Raw genomic sequence first — 12,819 nt, 5'->3', positions numbered from 1 at the left:
AACGTCCCGGCGGTGCATTTGCTCACCACCGCGCAACAGGACCGGTTGCGGCACCTGGCGCGCCGCAGTCCAGCGTTCATCGGCATGCGGATCGTCGTCCACGAAGACCACGTCGAGGTCAGCCATCCGGAGCAGCTAGAGCTCGGGTTCGAGTCGCTGTCGGCGGCACTGGCCGGCGTTCCGGCCGGCGAGTGGCCGGATCTGGTCGACGAGCACTTCCGGCGGGCCATCGCTCTCGGGACGGCGGACGGTTCCGACCTCGAAGGGCCGACCGACGTCGTGCTCCAGCGCACCTACCTGCGCCTGGCCACCTCGGACAGCGGGGTGTCGGAGGTCGCGTCCTACGCCGACGAGATCACGCCCGGCCTGCTCCGGGTGCTCGCCTTCGACCGGCCCGACTCCATCGTGATCATGAAGGACGAGGACGTGCTCCGGCACGGTCTGGACCAGCTCTACGACGCCGGCGCGGAGAACCTGGCGGGGGAGCTGCCGGACGGGTACCTCGAGGGCGACGGCGTCTACTACCTGCAAGGTTCGGACTACGTCGGCTCCCTGGTGCTGATTATCCCGTGGGTCATCGAGGTGTTGACCGGAGTGGCCGACGCGCCCCACGGCGCACTGGTCGCGATGCCCGCCCGCGACCAGTTCATCTTCCACGTCATCCGGGACCGGGACACCGCGGGCGTGCTGGCGGCACTGGACGAGGTCGGGCGGCTCGCCGCCGAGTGCCACGCGAACAGCGCGCACCAGCTCAGTTCGCGGGTGTACTGGTGGCGTCCCATGCCCGTGGGCGGGCTCGAAACCGTCGGGCACCACAACGGCCTGGGCATGGCTACGTACTACTCCGACGACTTCGAGGACCTGCTCTTCACCGTGGGGCTGGAGTACGGGACTGCTTGAGCCGGTTATTCGGGCTCCCACGCCACGAGCCGGTCGAAGACGCGCAGGTCGTCCTCGCCCTCCACGAACACCGGTACCGTCCCGATAGGTCCGGCACGGGGCCTGGGGAGGTCGCGCATGGCGACGTTCGGCGAGATTTCCACGCAGCTCGAGCGCGCCTGCGAGCTGGCGACCAAGGCTCGCGACTTCGTGGAAAGCGCTCGCGAGTCGGCCTCGGACGCGATCACGTTGTTCGCCAACGCGATGGACGGGTCGGTTGATCCTGAGGCGGAGACGACTCACGAACAGTGGCAACACGCCAGCAACGAGATGCAGGCTCTTGGTGAACTGCTAGGCGCAGCCATCGCGTCGGTTCGACGGTACCAATGCACGCTGTCTCCAGCATCGGATCGATCCGCGCAAGCCGCGACAGCGCCCACCGACCCACGGGGTCACACTGGGACGTCCTCGATCCCGTCCGCGGTCTCCGCGGAACGCGCGAACGAGTTGCGCAGGGAACTGCCTCCACCGGTCAATCCGATGACCGATCCCGGACGCAAGACGCACGGCCGTTGGGTCGGGCCTGACGGCCAAGCTCATGCGATCGTCAGCGGGAAGGACGACGATTCACTAGCCGCCGGCGCGTTGCTTCAACGCCTGGGCATGCCGGTGCGGAGGATCACCAAGTCGTCGGACGTCGAGATGAAGCTCGCCGCACGCATGGTTCGCGATGGCATTTCACACGTCACGGTTTTCATCAACAACGTTCCGTGCCGGGGCCAGTTGAGTTGCGACACCCTCGTACCGATCATGCTTCCGGAAGGTGCGACCCTGACGGTGCACGGTGTGAACAGGGACGGCACGCTGTTCAGGAAGCGATACACAGGAGGTGCTCGCCCGTGGTGGCGCTAGAAGCGTGGTTCGACAGCGACGCGGAGGACCCGACGATCGTCCGGACCTCGGATGAGCTGGACGCGGTCCTGGACACCATCGCCGCGTGGCCTTACCCCGGCCAACTCCAGCTCCTCATCGCCGACAACCCCGGCTATGTGGTTCTGGACGTCGGCCTGAACGGTGCCAAGCAACGCGGGGTCCTCTTCTACTCGAACCAGGAGCTCCCGGACGCTTACGCGAGTCAGGGAAGTGACACGGTGGACCCCGCTCCCATCTACTACTACATGGGGTCTGACACCGAGTTCCCCGCCACCGCCGAGATCCCCCTGGCTGACGTCCGCCGCGCCGCACACGAGTACATGAGCACGGGCGGCGGTCGCCCTCACGACATCACCTGGCAGGTTTGGACCGACTAGCGGCCTTCCGCGCGTCAGAAGGCGTCCGCTTCCTGCCACTGAACGCAGTCCGGACGCACGCCGGTCGATTGGAACTCGCGCAATGCCTTGCCCACCAAGGACAGCGGCAGCGCCGCATCGGCGGGAAACTCCCTGCGGCTGTCGACGTCTCGATACAACGTCGGCATGTCACCGGCAGGCTCGTCGGCGCGCGTCATCCAAATGCCTTCAACACCCTCAGCGGTCGGTCCGAAGTAGAGCATCGCGCCGACCTCACCCCCTTGGGTGACACCGATCTTGAACATGCGGTCGGGGATTTCGGCAAGTCCGCGCGTCGGTAGCTCAGGTGCGGAAACCTGCGTAGGGTGCGGCTGCTCGTGCTCGACGAGTTCGCGGAGCACGCGCTCCAGGTCCGACTCCGAACGGACCGACACCGGCTCGTCCGCGTCGTGGGTGTCGGTGTAATACCAGACATCCAGCGTGTAGCTCACCGCGTGTCCCTTCCGCGAAACTCCCGTGACCTTACTGGCGGGTCGATGATGCCGTTCTCGATCAGGTAGCCGTTGATCCGCTCTTGCTCGCCGTCCGGTTCGCTGCCGCTCTGCACGCTGGCTTGACCTGGGCAAACTATTCTGCAGCCTGCTCGATCTCCGCGAGCATCGCAATCGCTGACTGCCCGGCTTTAGTGCGACACTCGGTGCCGGAGCGATCGTGGTGTGCGGCACGGAGATCGGTGAGTACGCGTTCGCTGCGGCCGGCGGCCATTCGCGTTGCCGTATGGGCTACTCCGGGCGCGGTTGCCACTGAATCCCGGTTGGCCGCTGCCCTCCGGTTGCCAGGAACTCGTGTGCGGCCCGGCGCACCTCGGCCAGCGGAAGTTCCGCACCGGGTGGGTACTCGGTATCAGACCCCATGTAGTAGTAGAGCGGCGTCGGCGCGGTCGGGTCGGTGCCCTGGCTGAACCACGTGTCCCGGTTCCGTGCCGAGTAGTAGAGGGTGCCGAGTTCCCGCTTGCCGTCCAGACCGACATCAAAGATCGCGTGGCCAGGGTCGTCGGCCACCAGTAGCTCCACGATGTGCGACCCGCCCCAACCGGCCACCTGGTCCAGCACGGCATCCAGTTCGTCTGGTGTGCGGACGATTGTCGGATCGTCGGAGTTGATGTCGAACCACGCCTCTAGCGCCACCACGGGCGGGCACCTCCTGAGTATCGCTTGCGAAACCACGTACCGTCCGGGGCCACGCCGTGCACGGTGAGTGTGGCGCCCTGATTCCGTGCTCGGCCATGTGCGCGGCGAGCTTCATCTCGACATCTCCCGCACGGGCCGCACGGCCTGGCATGTCCAGCCGTTCCAGCTGATCGTCGACCAGCCGGGCGTCAGCGTCTTTGCCGCTGACGACGGTCCTGGCGACGCCGTCGGGACCGATCCATCGGCCGTGAGTCTTGCGACCTGAGTTCGGCTCCGTGATAGCTGGCGGCAACTCCCGGCGCAGCGCGTCCACGCGTTCGGCTGGGATCGCGATTGGCCCGTAAAGGATTCCGAGGCTGTGCAGGTAGGAACGGATCTCGTCAGCCACGGTGGCCAGCGTGGAGAGTTGCCCCTCAGGCTCAGTAATTCCCTCGATCACTCGCGTGAACAGCGCGCACGTCTGATCTACGTCCGCTTGTGTGCTTCCCGACGCCGCCGAGGCGAGCAGCTCACGCGCTTGCTCGGCGAGATCAGCTGCGGCGTGGTGGGCGGCCATCGATTGGTCGATCTTGCCCAGCACGCGCCGCAGTGCGTCTCCCACATCTCCGAGCGACGCCACATCGTTCTCCTCTAGGCGGGTTCCCAGCTGATGAGCCGGTCGAACACCCGCGCGTCACCCTCCAGCTTCAGCTCCTCGACGGGCTTGCGGCCGTAGAAGGCCAGCACCAGTTCGCTCGCCGTGCCGCTGAGCGACGCGTCGGCGGTGCCCTCGACCTCACCGACTCGGGCGCCGCCGGCGTCGAGCGTCACGCGCCAGGAACGTCCCTCGGTGGTGTGGTAGTCGACGATCGCGGGCTCGTGCGGCCACGCGGACGTTGTTGCGACGCAGGTCGTCTGGAACTCGTCGACGCCGTCGAGCGCCACCTCGTCCGGCAGCGGCTGGGCGGCGCCGATGGTGAGCTGGGCGTCGTAGGTGTGGACCGCGATCTCCTGGAGCTGGTGGCGGGCGGCGGCGCCTGCGGTGGCCGGCGCCTGCGAGTCGCTCCACCACGCCCAGCAGGCGCGGTCCGGGCCGGACTCCTTCAGGGCGTCGACCAGCAGTCGTGACGACTCGGTCATCCATGCCACCAGGTCCTCGCGCGGCGCTTCGACCTGAGTGCGGGCCGGGGGAGCGTCGGCGGGGCCCGCGGCGACGATCTCCGCCCACTTGCGGCGGCCGTCGCTCAGGTGCTGGACCAGGTCGTACAGCGTCCAGCCCGGGCAGGTCGGCACCGGTGCGCCCAGGTCGGGTGCGGAGGCGATGGCGGCGCAGAAGGCGCCGGTCCGTTCCTCGATCAGTCGCAGCAGGTCAGGGAACGCCAGAGTGTTGTGCACGCTGCTGTCTATCACCGTGCCGCGGTGGCAGCACAATGATTTAAAGCTGGTCCGTTTTCACCCGAACGAGCCGTTCTATGGAGTTACTTCAACGCCTACGGTCCAAGAGCATGACTGCGAGCATTTCCACCGCGTACAGCCGGGATCTGGGCGACGAACTGCGCAGGTTGCGCGAGAACAACACCAGCTTCGGAGGCCGGGCGATGGCCGCCCAGCTGGGATGGGATCCCAGCAAGGTCTCGAACATCGAGACCGGCAAGGCCCGCCCCACCGAGGTCGACCTGGCCCAGTACCTGGCGACGTGCGGGAAGGGCATCGAGTTCCTGCAGGACTTCGCCGACCGGTACCGCCACGCCTTCGACCTGTACTTCGCCCAGGTGCCGGAGAACCTGCGCACACTCACCATGGTCGAGAACATGGCCACGAAGATCTTCGCCTACGAGATCCTGTCGATCCCAGGCCTCTTGCAGACGGAAACTTACGCCCACGCGCTCTTCGTGGAGACCGGCTGCGAGTCGGTGGAAGATATCAAGAAGTTCGTCGCGTTGCGCATGGAGCGACAGTCCATCTGGCGACGGCCCTACCGCCCTGAATGTGTGTTCTACGTGCATGAACTGGCGCTGCAGATGCGGATCGGCGACGTCAAGGTCATGGAAGACCAGTACCTGCGCCTCCTCTTCAACGCGCACATCGTGCGCATCGTGCCGGCGAACGCTGTAGGCCTCGCGCTCCACTCGCCGGTCTCGCTGTTCGAGTTCGGCAAGGCATCACCGCTGGCCTACTCGGAGACCGATCTGGCCAAGGTGTTCGCGCAGGACACCTCGGCCATCAAGTCGAGCAGGACGCTCTTCGAGCGGTTGGATGCGGTTGCCCTGGATGAGGAACAATCTCGGAGCATGCTGGCGGAGTACGTCAGCGGACTGCGAGAGGACCCTCATGGCCATCGAACGGACCTGGCGTAAGAGCAGCTACAGCGGCGGCACCGGTGACAGCAACTGCGTCGAAGTGTCGCTGGCCCAGGACGCGTTGGTGCGGGACTCGAAGAACGCGAGCGGTGACGTCCTCGCGTTCTCCGCCCCTGCCTGGCGCAGCCTGCTCAGCTGGCTGGCCTGACCTCGGCCGCCTTGCGCGCGGCGGCCTCCTGTCTGGCTATGCGCAGCAACGCGCCGGACACGCCGATCAGCATGAACGTCATGCCGGTCGCGACGCTGAACGCGAGCTCGTCGAACGTGGCGGCACCCAGCGCGGACGTCAGCATCGCGGCCACCAGGCACATCGCGATGCCGCGCACGCCCTCGTCGCGGGACAGCGCGCGGGCCCGCAGTGCCGCGAAGATGGCGCCGAGGAACAGCAGGGCGAAGGCGATCAGGCCCAGGTAGCCGTTCTCGATCATCGTCAGCAGGTACTGGTTGTCGAGGATCGTGTACTTCGAGGGCAGGAAGGTGCCGAAGCCCCTGCCCAGCCACGGGTGTTTGGCGATCTCCAGCCAGGCGCCGTCGTAGTCCTTGGTGCGGCCCTGGAACGACGGGTCGTCCTCGATGTTGGAGAACATCGAGGTGACCGTGCCGAACAGGCCCGGCACGACGATGGACGCGCCGCCCAGGAACACCGCGCCGACGCCGAGCAGCGGCAGGCCTCGTTCGCGGGGCAGCAGGATCGCCATCACGATGCCCGTCACCACGAGGCCGATGATCGCCGTGCGCGAGAGCGACAGGATCGCCATCAGCGCCAGCAGTGACAGGGCGGTCCACCAGCGGCCGACGGGCTCGCCGCGGTCCTTCGCCTGGAACACGAAGTGCGCGGCGAACGGCACGCCCAGTACGCACACCAGACCGAACTCGATCGGGTGGTTCACGGTGCCGGCCGGGCGGAAGAAGATGGAGCGCGACTCCAGCGCCGAGTAGCCGTTGTCCTGCACGCGCAGGCCCGGCAGCGAGATGTACGACGCGAGGTCGAGACCCAGGCCGAACTGGAACAGGCCGACGAACGCGCTGACCGTCAGGCAGGCCACCATCACCCGCAGCGCGCGGCTCAGCCTCTCGCCGCTGCGGACCGCGTCGCACACGAACACCGCGAGCGCCGCCATCGACACGATCCTGATGAGCGCCGAGTCCGACACCGACAGCTCGTCGATCGGCAGGTAGCGCCGCGTCGCGAGCGCGTACGTCATCAGGTGCAGGATCACGTAGATCGCGAGGATCGTGCGGACGGCGTTGCGGCCCTTGGCGAGGCCGAGGTGGTCGACGAGGTGCGCGGCGAACCAGACCACCGCCAGGCACATCGCGACGAACAACGCCGGGGGCAGCGTGATCGGGACGAACGCGATGGTGAACCGGGCGGGAACGACGAGCAGCGCCACCATGTAGAAGATGAGCAGAGTGGCGCCGTCGGCTCGCTGGGCGATCAGTCGTCTTTCGTCGGCCATGCCGGGTCAGGTTTGGGTGCGGCGATGATGACGGTCTTCTGATGCGCGTTCGGCAGGCCCTGTGGCATTGGGCGCTGGGGCGCGACTCCGTTGCCGTTGGTCTGCGGGTTCGGCCGGACCGGGGGAACGGGAGCCGGCGTGGTGTCCTTCTCGGACGGTGCCAGGTCCTTCGCGTCCCTGTCCTTGCCGTCCTTGCGGCGCTTGACCTTCAGCAGGATCGAGTCGGCGGCGAACGTCGAGGCCAGCGTCAGCAGCAGCAACACGACGGTGGCCGCGCCGACGTAGCGGACCTTGCCGCCGATCTTGGCCGAGGCCGTCGTCGGCTTCACCAGGACCTGCGCGGTGATGAACGTCTGTTCGGGCGCGCTCAACGCCTTCTGCTGCGCCGCGAGCTCCGCCACGGTCTTCTCGAGCACCTTGCCGACGAGGCCTTCGGCGGTCTCGGCCGAGTCGGCCTCGGTCGTGACGAACAGCAGCGGACCGCCGACGGGACCGGTGTTGGCGGTGTAGACGGCCGTGGAGCCCTCACCCGCCAGCTCCTCCGCCGTCTTGGGGTCGCCGAGGACCTGGGTGAGGATCTGCGCGGTGGTGGTGAGGCTGCCGTCGAACTGCAGCAGCGGGTTGACCCTGACGACGTCCTCGGGCTTGGTCTTCTCCGAGTACCGGCCACCGGCCGCGGGGGAGGTGAGGACCAGCACGCCGCTCGACTCGTACCGCGTGGGCACGGTGATGTAGACGGAGAGCGCGAGGACACCGGTGAGCAGCACTGCGGGAAGGGCGATGTACCACCGCCGCCGCAGCACTCGTACGGTTCCCCAGAAGTCCATCAAAATCCCCGATCCGCGGCTCGGTCTTGCGAACGCACTGTTCGTAGGGTATCGCCTGCTTTGAAAATCGGGGTGAGCTGCCAACTGTTACAGGCCGTAGCTGTGCGGCGATGAAGGAAGGGAATCCAGGAGGCAGCATGCGTGCAGGACGACTGACCGTGACCATCGCGGCCATTCTCGTGGTCGTCGGTGGGACAACGGCTTACGTCGTCACAGCGGCCACCGACGCGAGGCAGCCGGCGGGCGCCGAGAAGGTGTCGCAGGCCAGGACCGGCGATCTTCTGTTCGTCGATCTCGCGGGCGGTCAGCACCGGGTCGAGAAGCTCGCCGACGGCGGCTCCCGCACCCCGACGGAGCTGGTCTGCCAGCGGTTCTACGCCGCCGGCGGCACGAGCGTGTGCCTGAAGCTGTCCGGTCCCGGCCCGACCTACTCGGCCGAGGTGAGCCGCGACGGCAAGGCGGTCAAGACCATTCCGCTGCCGGGCATCCCGAGCCGCGCGAAGGTCTCGCAGTCCGGGAACGTGGTGTCCTGGACCAGTTTCGTCACCGGCGACTCGTACTCGGTGCCCGGTGGTTTCTCCACCCGCACCGGCTTCCACGACCTGCGCACGGGGGAGACGGCCGAGTCGCTCGAACACTTCGCCGCCACTGTGGAGGGTGTTCCGCACACAGCCAGTGACGTCAACTACTGGGGCCTGACCGTGGCTTCCGACGACAGGACGTTCTACGCGACGCTCGCCAGCGGCGGTTTCACCTGGCTGGTGAAGGGTGACCTGGTGGCCAAGTCCGTGACGACGTTGCGTCGTGACGCAGAATGCCCGTCGCTCTCGCCGGACGGCACGAAGGTCGCGTACAAGAAGCGCATCGGCCGCCTCGGGCCGTGGGACCTCGCGGTGCTCGACCTCGCCTCCAACACCGAGACGCGGCTGCCCGGCACCGCCGGCATCGACGACCAGGCGACGTGGCTCACCGCCGGCGACCTCGCGTTCGCCGCGGTGCCCAAGGACGCCAAGCTCCCGGCCGTTCACGTGGTTCCCGCCGACGGCTCGCAGCCCGCGAGGGTACTCATTTCGGACGCCACGTCGCCGTCCCCCGTCATGTAGCGAGTTCGCGGCGGAGCACCTTTTCCAGCTCATGTCCTGCCGTATCCCAAGAACGTCCCTCCACACTGGACGCGGCCGCACGGGCGACCGCGCCGAAGTCCGGCGTTGTGACCACTTCGGACAGAGCACGCGCCAGTGAGTGCGGAGTGGGTGTCGCGTACCGGACGTGGTCGTTGTCCAGGACTACGCGGTTGAAGTGCGCGTCGTTCACCACGGGGATGCATCCGGCCGCGAGCATCTCGTGCGGCACCAGCGAAACATTGGTCATCGACAGTGACAACCCGGCGAAGCAACGGTTGTAGATGGCGTTCAGGTCGTCCGGCGTGACCAGGCCGTGGTCGAGGAACTGCGGCCCGAGGTCGCCGATCTTCTCGCCGTAGACGTGGATCTTGAGGTCGGGGTGCTTCTCGGCAAAGATCTCCAGCGCGAGCACGCCGAGTTCGAACGCCCTGCGCGGTGCCTTGCGCCGCGCGTAGAAGACGATGCCGTCGCGCTCGTCGTCGCCGAGCTTGTACCTGTCGGCGTCGCAGCCGAAGTCGAAGTAGTCGGCCGGCATGCCGTGCTCGTCGCGGACCTTGTCGGCGAGGAACCGGCCGGCGGTGAAGCCGTGCATGCCCATCCGGTACGTGTTCTCCGCCAGCGCGTAGAGACCGCCGGACGGGTAGAACCACGGTTCGTAGTCCTGCACGAGGTAGAACCTCTTGCCCGCACAAGGGTCGTTGAACGCCGGGTACGCCGTGATCCACGCCGTCGCGAACACCGCGTGGGCGTCCGCCATCCCGTCCGTCACGTCGTGGATCGAGCCCTTGAAGAACGGGAACGCCGCGCGGATGCCGGGTTCGACGTCGGCGACCGTGTTGCCGAACGTGTCGTACAGGTACAGCCTGCACTCGTGCCCGAGCGACTCGAGGTGCCGGATCAGCCGGAACATCGTGGTGTGGCCGCCGGAGCCCTTCGACGGGGGAGTGGTGACCCAGTTGACGACAAGCCTGCCGTCCTGGGGGATCGGCGGGATCACCACGGGCTTGCGCGCCTCGACGTCGGCCTTGCGGACGTCGTCGAGCCGTACGGGCAGGTCCTCGCCCTCGGCGCCGAGCCTGCGGGTCGCGGCGGTCAGCAGCCGGACGCCGAGCTGTTTGGCGCCCTGCTCGCGGACGATCTTCGTGACCTGCCTCAGTCGTCTCACGCGCTCGCCCTCTTCTTCAGCACCGCAAGGATTTCGTGTCGCATCGGGAACACCACGAGCGCGTAGGCGAGGCAGGACAGCGCGCCACCGACGAGGATCTGCAGCACCTGGCTGTCGATCATGTTCCGGACCGCGAGCACGACGGCGACCATCAGCAGACCGCCGAGAAACGGCCGGAGCAGGCGCGTGCCGAGCGCTCCGGCGCGGATGCCGTAAGGCTTGAAGGTGATCAGGTACGCGGGCGTGATGACCAGCACCGCGACGACCACGTGTGCCGCCGCGACGCCCCGGATGCCGTCGAGGTGCGCGCCCAGCGCCAGCAACGGCACCAGCGCGCCCAGCCAGACCAGGTGGATCACGAGGATCGCCCGCGACCGGCCCGCCGAGGCGAGGAAGTCGTAGCCGAGTTCGAGCGCGACCCGGACCGCGCCGAGCAGCACCAGCAACGCCAGCGCGGTCGCCGCGGGAGCCCAGCGCTCGCCGTAGACGACGCGGATGAGCGGTTCGGCGAGGGCGGCCAGGAGCACGCACGCAGGCACCGTCACGAGCGCCAGGAGTCCGAGCGCACGCCCGAACGACCTCTGGAACAGTTCGGGATCCTCGCGCACCTTGGAGAAGGCGGCCAGCGACACACTCCTCACCGGGGCGCTGAACGCCGCCACCGGCCAGCTCGCGAGGTTGAACGCCAGCAGGTAGAAGCCGAGCGGGATGGTGCCGAGCATCGCGCCGACGACGATGTAGTCGACGTTCATCACGCCGAAGATCAGCAGGCTCGACCCCGCGAGCGGCAGGCCGAACGCGAGCAGTTCCTTGGCCTGGACGGGATTCCAGCCGGGCCGGAACCTGTCCTTGGTGAGCCAGAACATGATGACCGCGGCGGAGAGGTTCTGCGCGATCCGCTGCCACGCGAGGCTCCACGCGCCGAAACCCATGAACGCCAGCACGACCGCGATGGCCGTGCCGCACACGAACGCGGCGGTGTCGGCGTAGAACTTGTGGTCCTGCCGGAAGTTGCGCTGCATCATCGCGCCCGGCACCGCGGACGCGCCCGCGATGACGAGGGCGATCGACATGAGCTGGATGACGCCGGCCGCCTCGGGGGCGTCCATGGCGTTCGAGAACCACGGCGCGCCGAGCACGCAGATCAGCGCCAGCAACGAGCCCGACGCGAGCGACAGCGTCGTGACGGTCGGCGCCATCTCGTCGATCGGGCCGTTGTGGCGGACGAGCGCGGCGCTGACGCCGAGTTCGGAGACGCTCAGCACGATGTTGAGCACGACCAGGGCGACCGCGAACACACCGAACTGCTCGGGTGCGATCAGCCGGGCCAGCAGGATGCTGATGCCGACCGCGGAGAGACGTTGCAGCAGCGAGTTGATCGCGCTCCAGCGGATCGCCGAGGAGACCTTGCCCTCCAGCTGACCCGTGTTCTCTTGCGTCGTCACCACTCGCCCCGCCACTTCCACCGCTGCGTCCCGATGAACAACTTCGCTCTCTTGTAGGCGTGTGGCGCGAGGAAGAGTTGCGTGCGGCTCAGAAAAGAAGGGCTGAACTTCTGGCGTCGCAACAGAGCGCGATGCTCCGGTAGCTCTTCGAGGTCCGGATAGGTCTCGCGGGCGAAGGCGAGGAGTTCCTTCTCGGTACCGTCGAGCTGGTCGCGGTCGTGCAGCCGGACCGCACGCCACAGCGCGTCGGCCGCGATCGCCTTGTGCGCCAGCGACTTGAGCCGTGCGGGCAGTCCGGGGTTCTGCTCCAGCACGAGGTCGAACACGTCACGGCGCTGTTCCAGGTCGGCGAACACCGACTTGAACGTCGTGCGCATCATCGAGTTCTCGTGCACCCGGTAGTAGGCGCCGGGCCTGCCGCTGACGTAGCCGATGTCGGACACGGCCGCGATGCGCAGCCACATCTCCAGGTCGCCGGCGTGCGGCAGGTCGGAGCGGTAGCCGCCGACCTTCTGCTGGATCTTGGTGCGCACCACGACCTCCGGCGAGGAGATCACGTTGCGGCTGCTGCGGAAGCGGTTCTCGATCCACTCCTCGCCCCGCCAGACCTTCGATCTCACCGGAAGCTCAGTCACTCTCGGCAACGCATTGTGGTCGCTGTAGTAGACGACGCGGCCGTAGACCATGCCCACTTCGGGATTCTGCTCGAAGACCCCGGCCGCGCGCTCCAACGCTCCGGGAGCCAGCAGGTCGTCCGCGGACAGCAGCACCGTGTAGTCGGCGGTCGCCCAGTCGAGCAGGCCCTCGTTGTAGGTGGCGATGTGCCCTTTGTTCACCTCGTGCCGGTAGCCCTCGACGCGCTTGTCCGCGGCCATCAGTTCGGCCATCACCTCGGGCGTGTTGTCCGACGACGTGTCGTCGATCACAAGCACCCGCACGTCGACACCGGGCTGGTCGAGGACACTGCGGACGCAAGCCGGTAGGAAGTGGGCGTAGTTGTAACAGGGGATCACGACGTCCACTGTGGGAAGCGTTGGCACAACCTGAGTATCGGTACCGCCCGGCATTCGTTAGCGCCGCAACGTTTTGGTCTCATCAGGC

The 12,819-nt window shown here is 67.4% G+C and carries 14 protein-coding genes and 1 pseudogene; 6 read left to right on the top strand and 9 right to left on the bottom strand.

All coding sequences use genetic code 11. From position 1 onward, the window contains the following. The first annotated feature begins 12 nt into the window (after positions 1-12). The 3 genes from IG04_RS0105905 (at position 13) to IG04_RS0105890 (ending at position 2,189) form a co-directional block, all read left to right on the top strand. Entirely contained in the window at positions 13-900 is an 888-nt protein-coding gene (locus tag IG04_RS0105905) for a DUF1444 domain-containing protein (protein ID WP_144065589.1), read from the top strand. 117 nt (positions 901-1,017) lie between these two features. Further along, positions 1,018-1,791 carry a DddA-like double-stranded DNA deaminase toxin gene (locus IG04_RS43735; protein ID WP_051768993.1) on the top strand — a complete coding sequence of 258 codons (774 nt, stop codon included), beginning with the start codon at positions 1,018-1,020 and terminating at the stop codon, positions 1,789-1,791. Beyond that, positions 1,779-2,189, top strand: coding sequence for an Imm1 family immunity protein (locus tag IG04_RS0105890; protein WP_030475505.1), 411 nt, complete (start codon positions 1,779-1,781; stop codon positions 2,187-2,189). Before IG04_RS43735 ends, IG04_RS0105890 begins: the two co-directional genes overlap by 13 nt. A 14-nt stretch (positions 2,190-2,203) precedes the next feature. Here IG04_RS0105890 and IG04_RS47090 read toward each other — a convergent pair whose 3' ends face one another. From IG04_RS47090 to IG04_RS0105865, 4 genes and pseudogenes are all read right to left on the bottom strand, one after another. Continuing rightward, positions 2,204-2,659: an Imm1 family immunity protein gene (locus IG04_RS47090; protein ID WP_030475504.1), complete on the bottom strand. Its 456-nt coding sequence runs from the start codon at positions 2,657-2,659 to the stop codon at positions 2,204-2,206. A gap of 291 nt (positions 2,660-2,950) precedes the next feature. After that, positions 2,951-3,358, bottom strand: a complete 408-nt coding sequence (locus IG04_RS0105880; RefSeq protein ID WP_030475503.1) for an Imm1 family immunity protein — start codon at positions 3,356-3,358, stop codon at positions 2,951-2,953. Between the two features lie 136 nt (positions 3,359-3,494). Further along, positions 3,495-3,914 (bottom strand): annotated as a pseudogene (locus tag IG04_RS48880) (DddA-like double-stranded DNA deaminase toxin); the annotation flags it as partial. Positions 3,915-3,988: 74 nt separating this feature from the next. Beyond that, the gene (locus IG04_RS0105865; protein WP_030475500.1) at positions 3,989-4,732 is read right to left on the bottom strand and encodes a maleylpyruvate isomerase family mycothiol-dependent enzyme; all 744 of its coding nucleotides are present in this window, start codon (positions 4,730-4,732) and stop codon (positions 3,989-3,991) included. A 110-nt stretch (positions 4,733-4,842) separates the two neighbouring features. Between IG04_RS0105865 and IG04_RS0105860 the strand changes: the two genes are divergently transcribed. Further along, positions 4,843-5,694: a helix-turn-helix domain-containing protein gene (locus IG04_RS0105860; protein WP_030475499.1), complete on the top strand. Its 852-nt coding sequence runs from the start codon at positions 4,843-4,845 to the stop codon at positions 5,692-5,694. Continuing rightward, the gene (locus tag IG04_RS43730; RefSeq protein WP_211257688.1) at positions 5,669-5,845 is read left to right on the top strand and encodes a DUF397 domain-containing protein; all 177 of its coding nucleotides are present in this window, start codon (positions 5,669-5,671) and stop codon (positions 5,843-5,845) included. Before IG04_RS0105860 ends, IG04_RS43730 begins: the two co-directional genes overlap by 26 nt. Here the strand turns inward: IG04_RS43730 and IG04_RS0105850 are convergent. Then, complete coding sequence (locus tag IG04_RS0105850; protein ID WP_036013881.1) at positions 5,829-7,157, bottom strand: O-antigen ligase family protein; 1,329 nt, start codon at positions 7,155-7,157, stop codon at positions 5,829-5,831. The two genes, IG04_RS43730 and IG04_RS0105850, sit on opposite strands and share 17 nt — an antisense overlap. Beyond that, positions 7,136-7,984 (bottom strand): YveK family protein, encoded by an 849-nt coding sequence (locus IG04_RS0105845; protein WP_144065588.1) that lies wholly within the window; start codon positions 7,982-7,984, stop codon positions 7,136-7,138. Before IG04_RS0105845 ends, IG04_RS0105850 begins: the two co-directional genes overlap by 22 nt. Before the next feature lie 137 nt (positions 7,985-8,121). On the opposite strand from IG04_RS0105845, the gene IG04_RS0105840 reads away from it, so the two are divergent. Beyond that, entirely contained in the window at positions 8,122-9,087 is a 966-nt protein-coding gene (locus IG04_RS0105840) for a TolB-like translocation protein (RefSeq protein WP_030475496.1), read from the top strand. On the opposite strand, the gene IG04_RS0105835 is transcribed toward IG04_RS0105840, so the two are convergent. Genes IG04_RS0105835 through IG04_RS0105825 form a run of 3 tightly spaced genes read right to left on the bottom strand, consistent with a single transcriptional unit; the run spans position 9,080 to position 12,740 of the window. Continuing rightward, the gene (locus tag IG04_RS0105835; RefSeq protein WP_036013880.1) at positions 9,080-10,273 is read right to left on the bottom strand and encodes a rhamnosyltransferase WsaF family glycosyltransferase; all 1,194 of its coding nucleotides are present in this window, start codon (positions 10,271-10,273) and stop codon (positions 9,080-9,082) included. The genes IG04_RS0105840 and IG04_RS0105835 overlap by 8 nt on opposite strands. Beyond that, complete coding sequence (locus tag IG04_RS0105830) at positions 10,270-11,718, bottom strand: lipopolysaccharide biosynthesis protein (RefSeq protein WP_036013994.1); 1,449 nt, start codon at positions 11,716-11,718, stop codon at positions 10,270-10,272. The genes IG04_RS0105835 and IG04_RS0105830 overlap by 4 nt, the downstream gene beginning before the upstream one ends. Continuing rightward, on the bottom strand, positions 11,715-12,740 hold the full coding sequence (locus tag IG04_RS0105825; RefSeq protein WP_245816558.1) for a glycosyltransferase: 1,026 nt from the start codon (positions 12,738-12,740) through the stop codon (positions 11,715-11,717). The genes IG04_RS0105830 and IG04_RS0105825 overlap by 4 nt, the downstream gene beginning before the upstream one ends. Positions 12,741-12,819: the final 79 nt, after the last annotated feature.

Origin of the sequence: Lentzea albidocapillata, assembly GCF_000719115.1 — a bacterium.
GTDB classification, from domain to species: Bacteria; Actinomycetota; Actinomycetes; order Mycobacteriales; family Pseudonocardiaceae; genus Lentzea; species Lentzea albidocapillata.
Note: the sequence above shows the minus strand (reverse complement) of the source record. Positions and strands in the feature narration are given on the sequence as shown.

Bases quoted from the DNA above. Each gene is read 5' to 3' on its own strand.
- IG04_RS0105840 (WP_030475496.1), top strand. From the start codon at position 8,122: ATGCGTGCAGGACGACTGACCGTGACCATCGCGGCCATTCTCGTGGTC.
- IG04_RS0105860 (WP_030475499.1), top strand. From the start codon at position 4,843: ATGACTGCGAGCATTTCCACCGCGTACAGCCGGGATCTGGGCGACGAA.
- IG04_RS43735 (WP_051768993.1), top strand. From the start codon at position 1,018: ATGGCGACGTTCGGCGAGATTTCCACGCAGCTCGAGCGCGCCTGCGAG.
- IG04_RS0105850 (WP_036013881.1), bottom strand. From the start codon at position 7,157: ATGGCCGACGAAAGACGACTGATCGCCCAGCGAGCCGACGGCGCCACT.
- IG04_RS43730 (WP_211257688.1), top strand. From the start codon at position 5,669: ATGGCCATCGAACGGACCTGGCGTAAGAGCAGCTACAGCGGCGGCACC.
- IG04_RS0105845 (WP_144065588.1), bottom strand. From the start codon at position 7,984: ATGGACTTCTGGGGAACCGTACGAGTGCTGCGGCGGCGGTGGTACATC.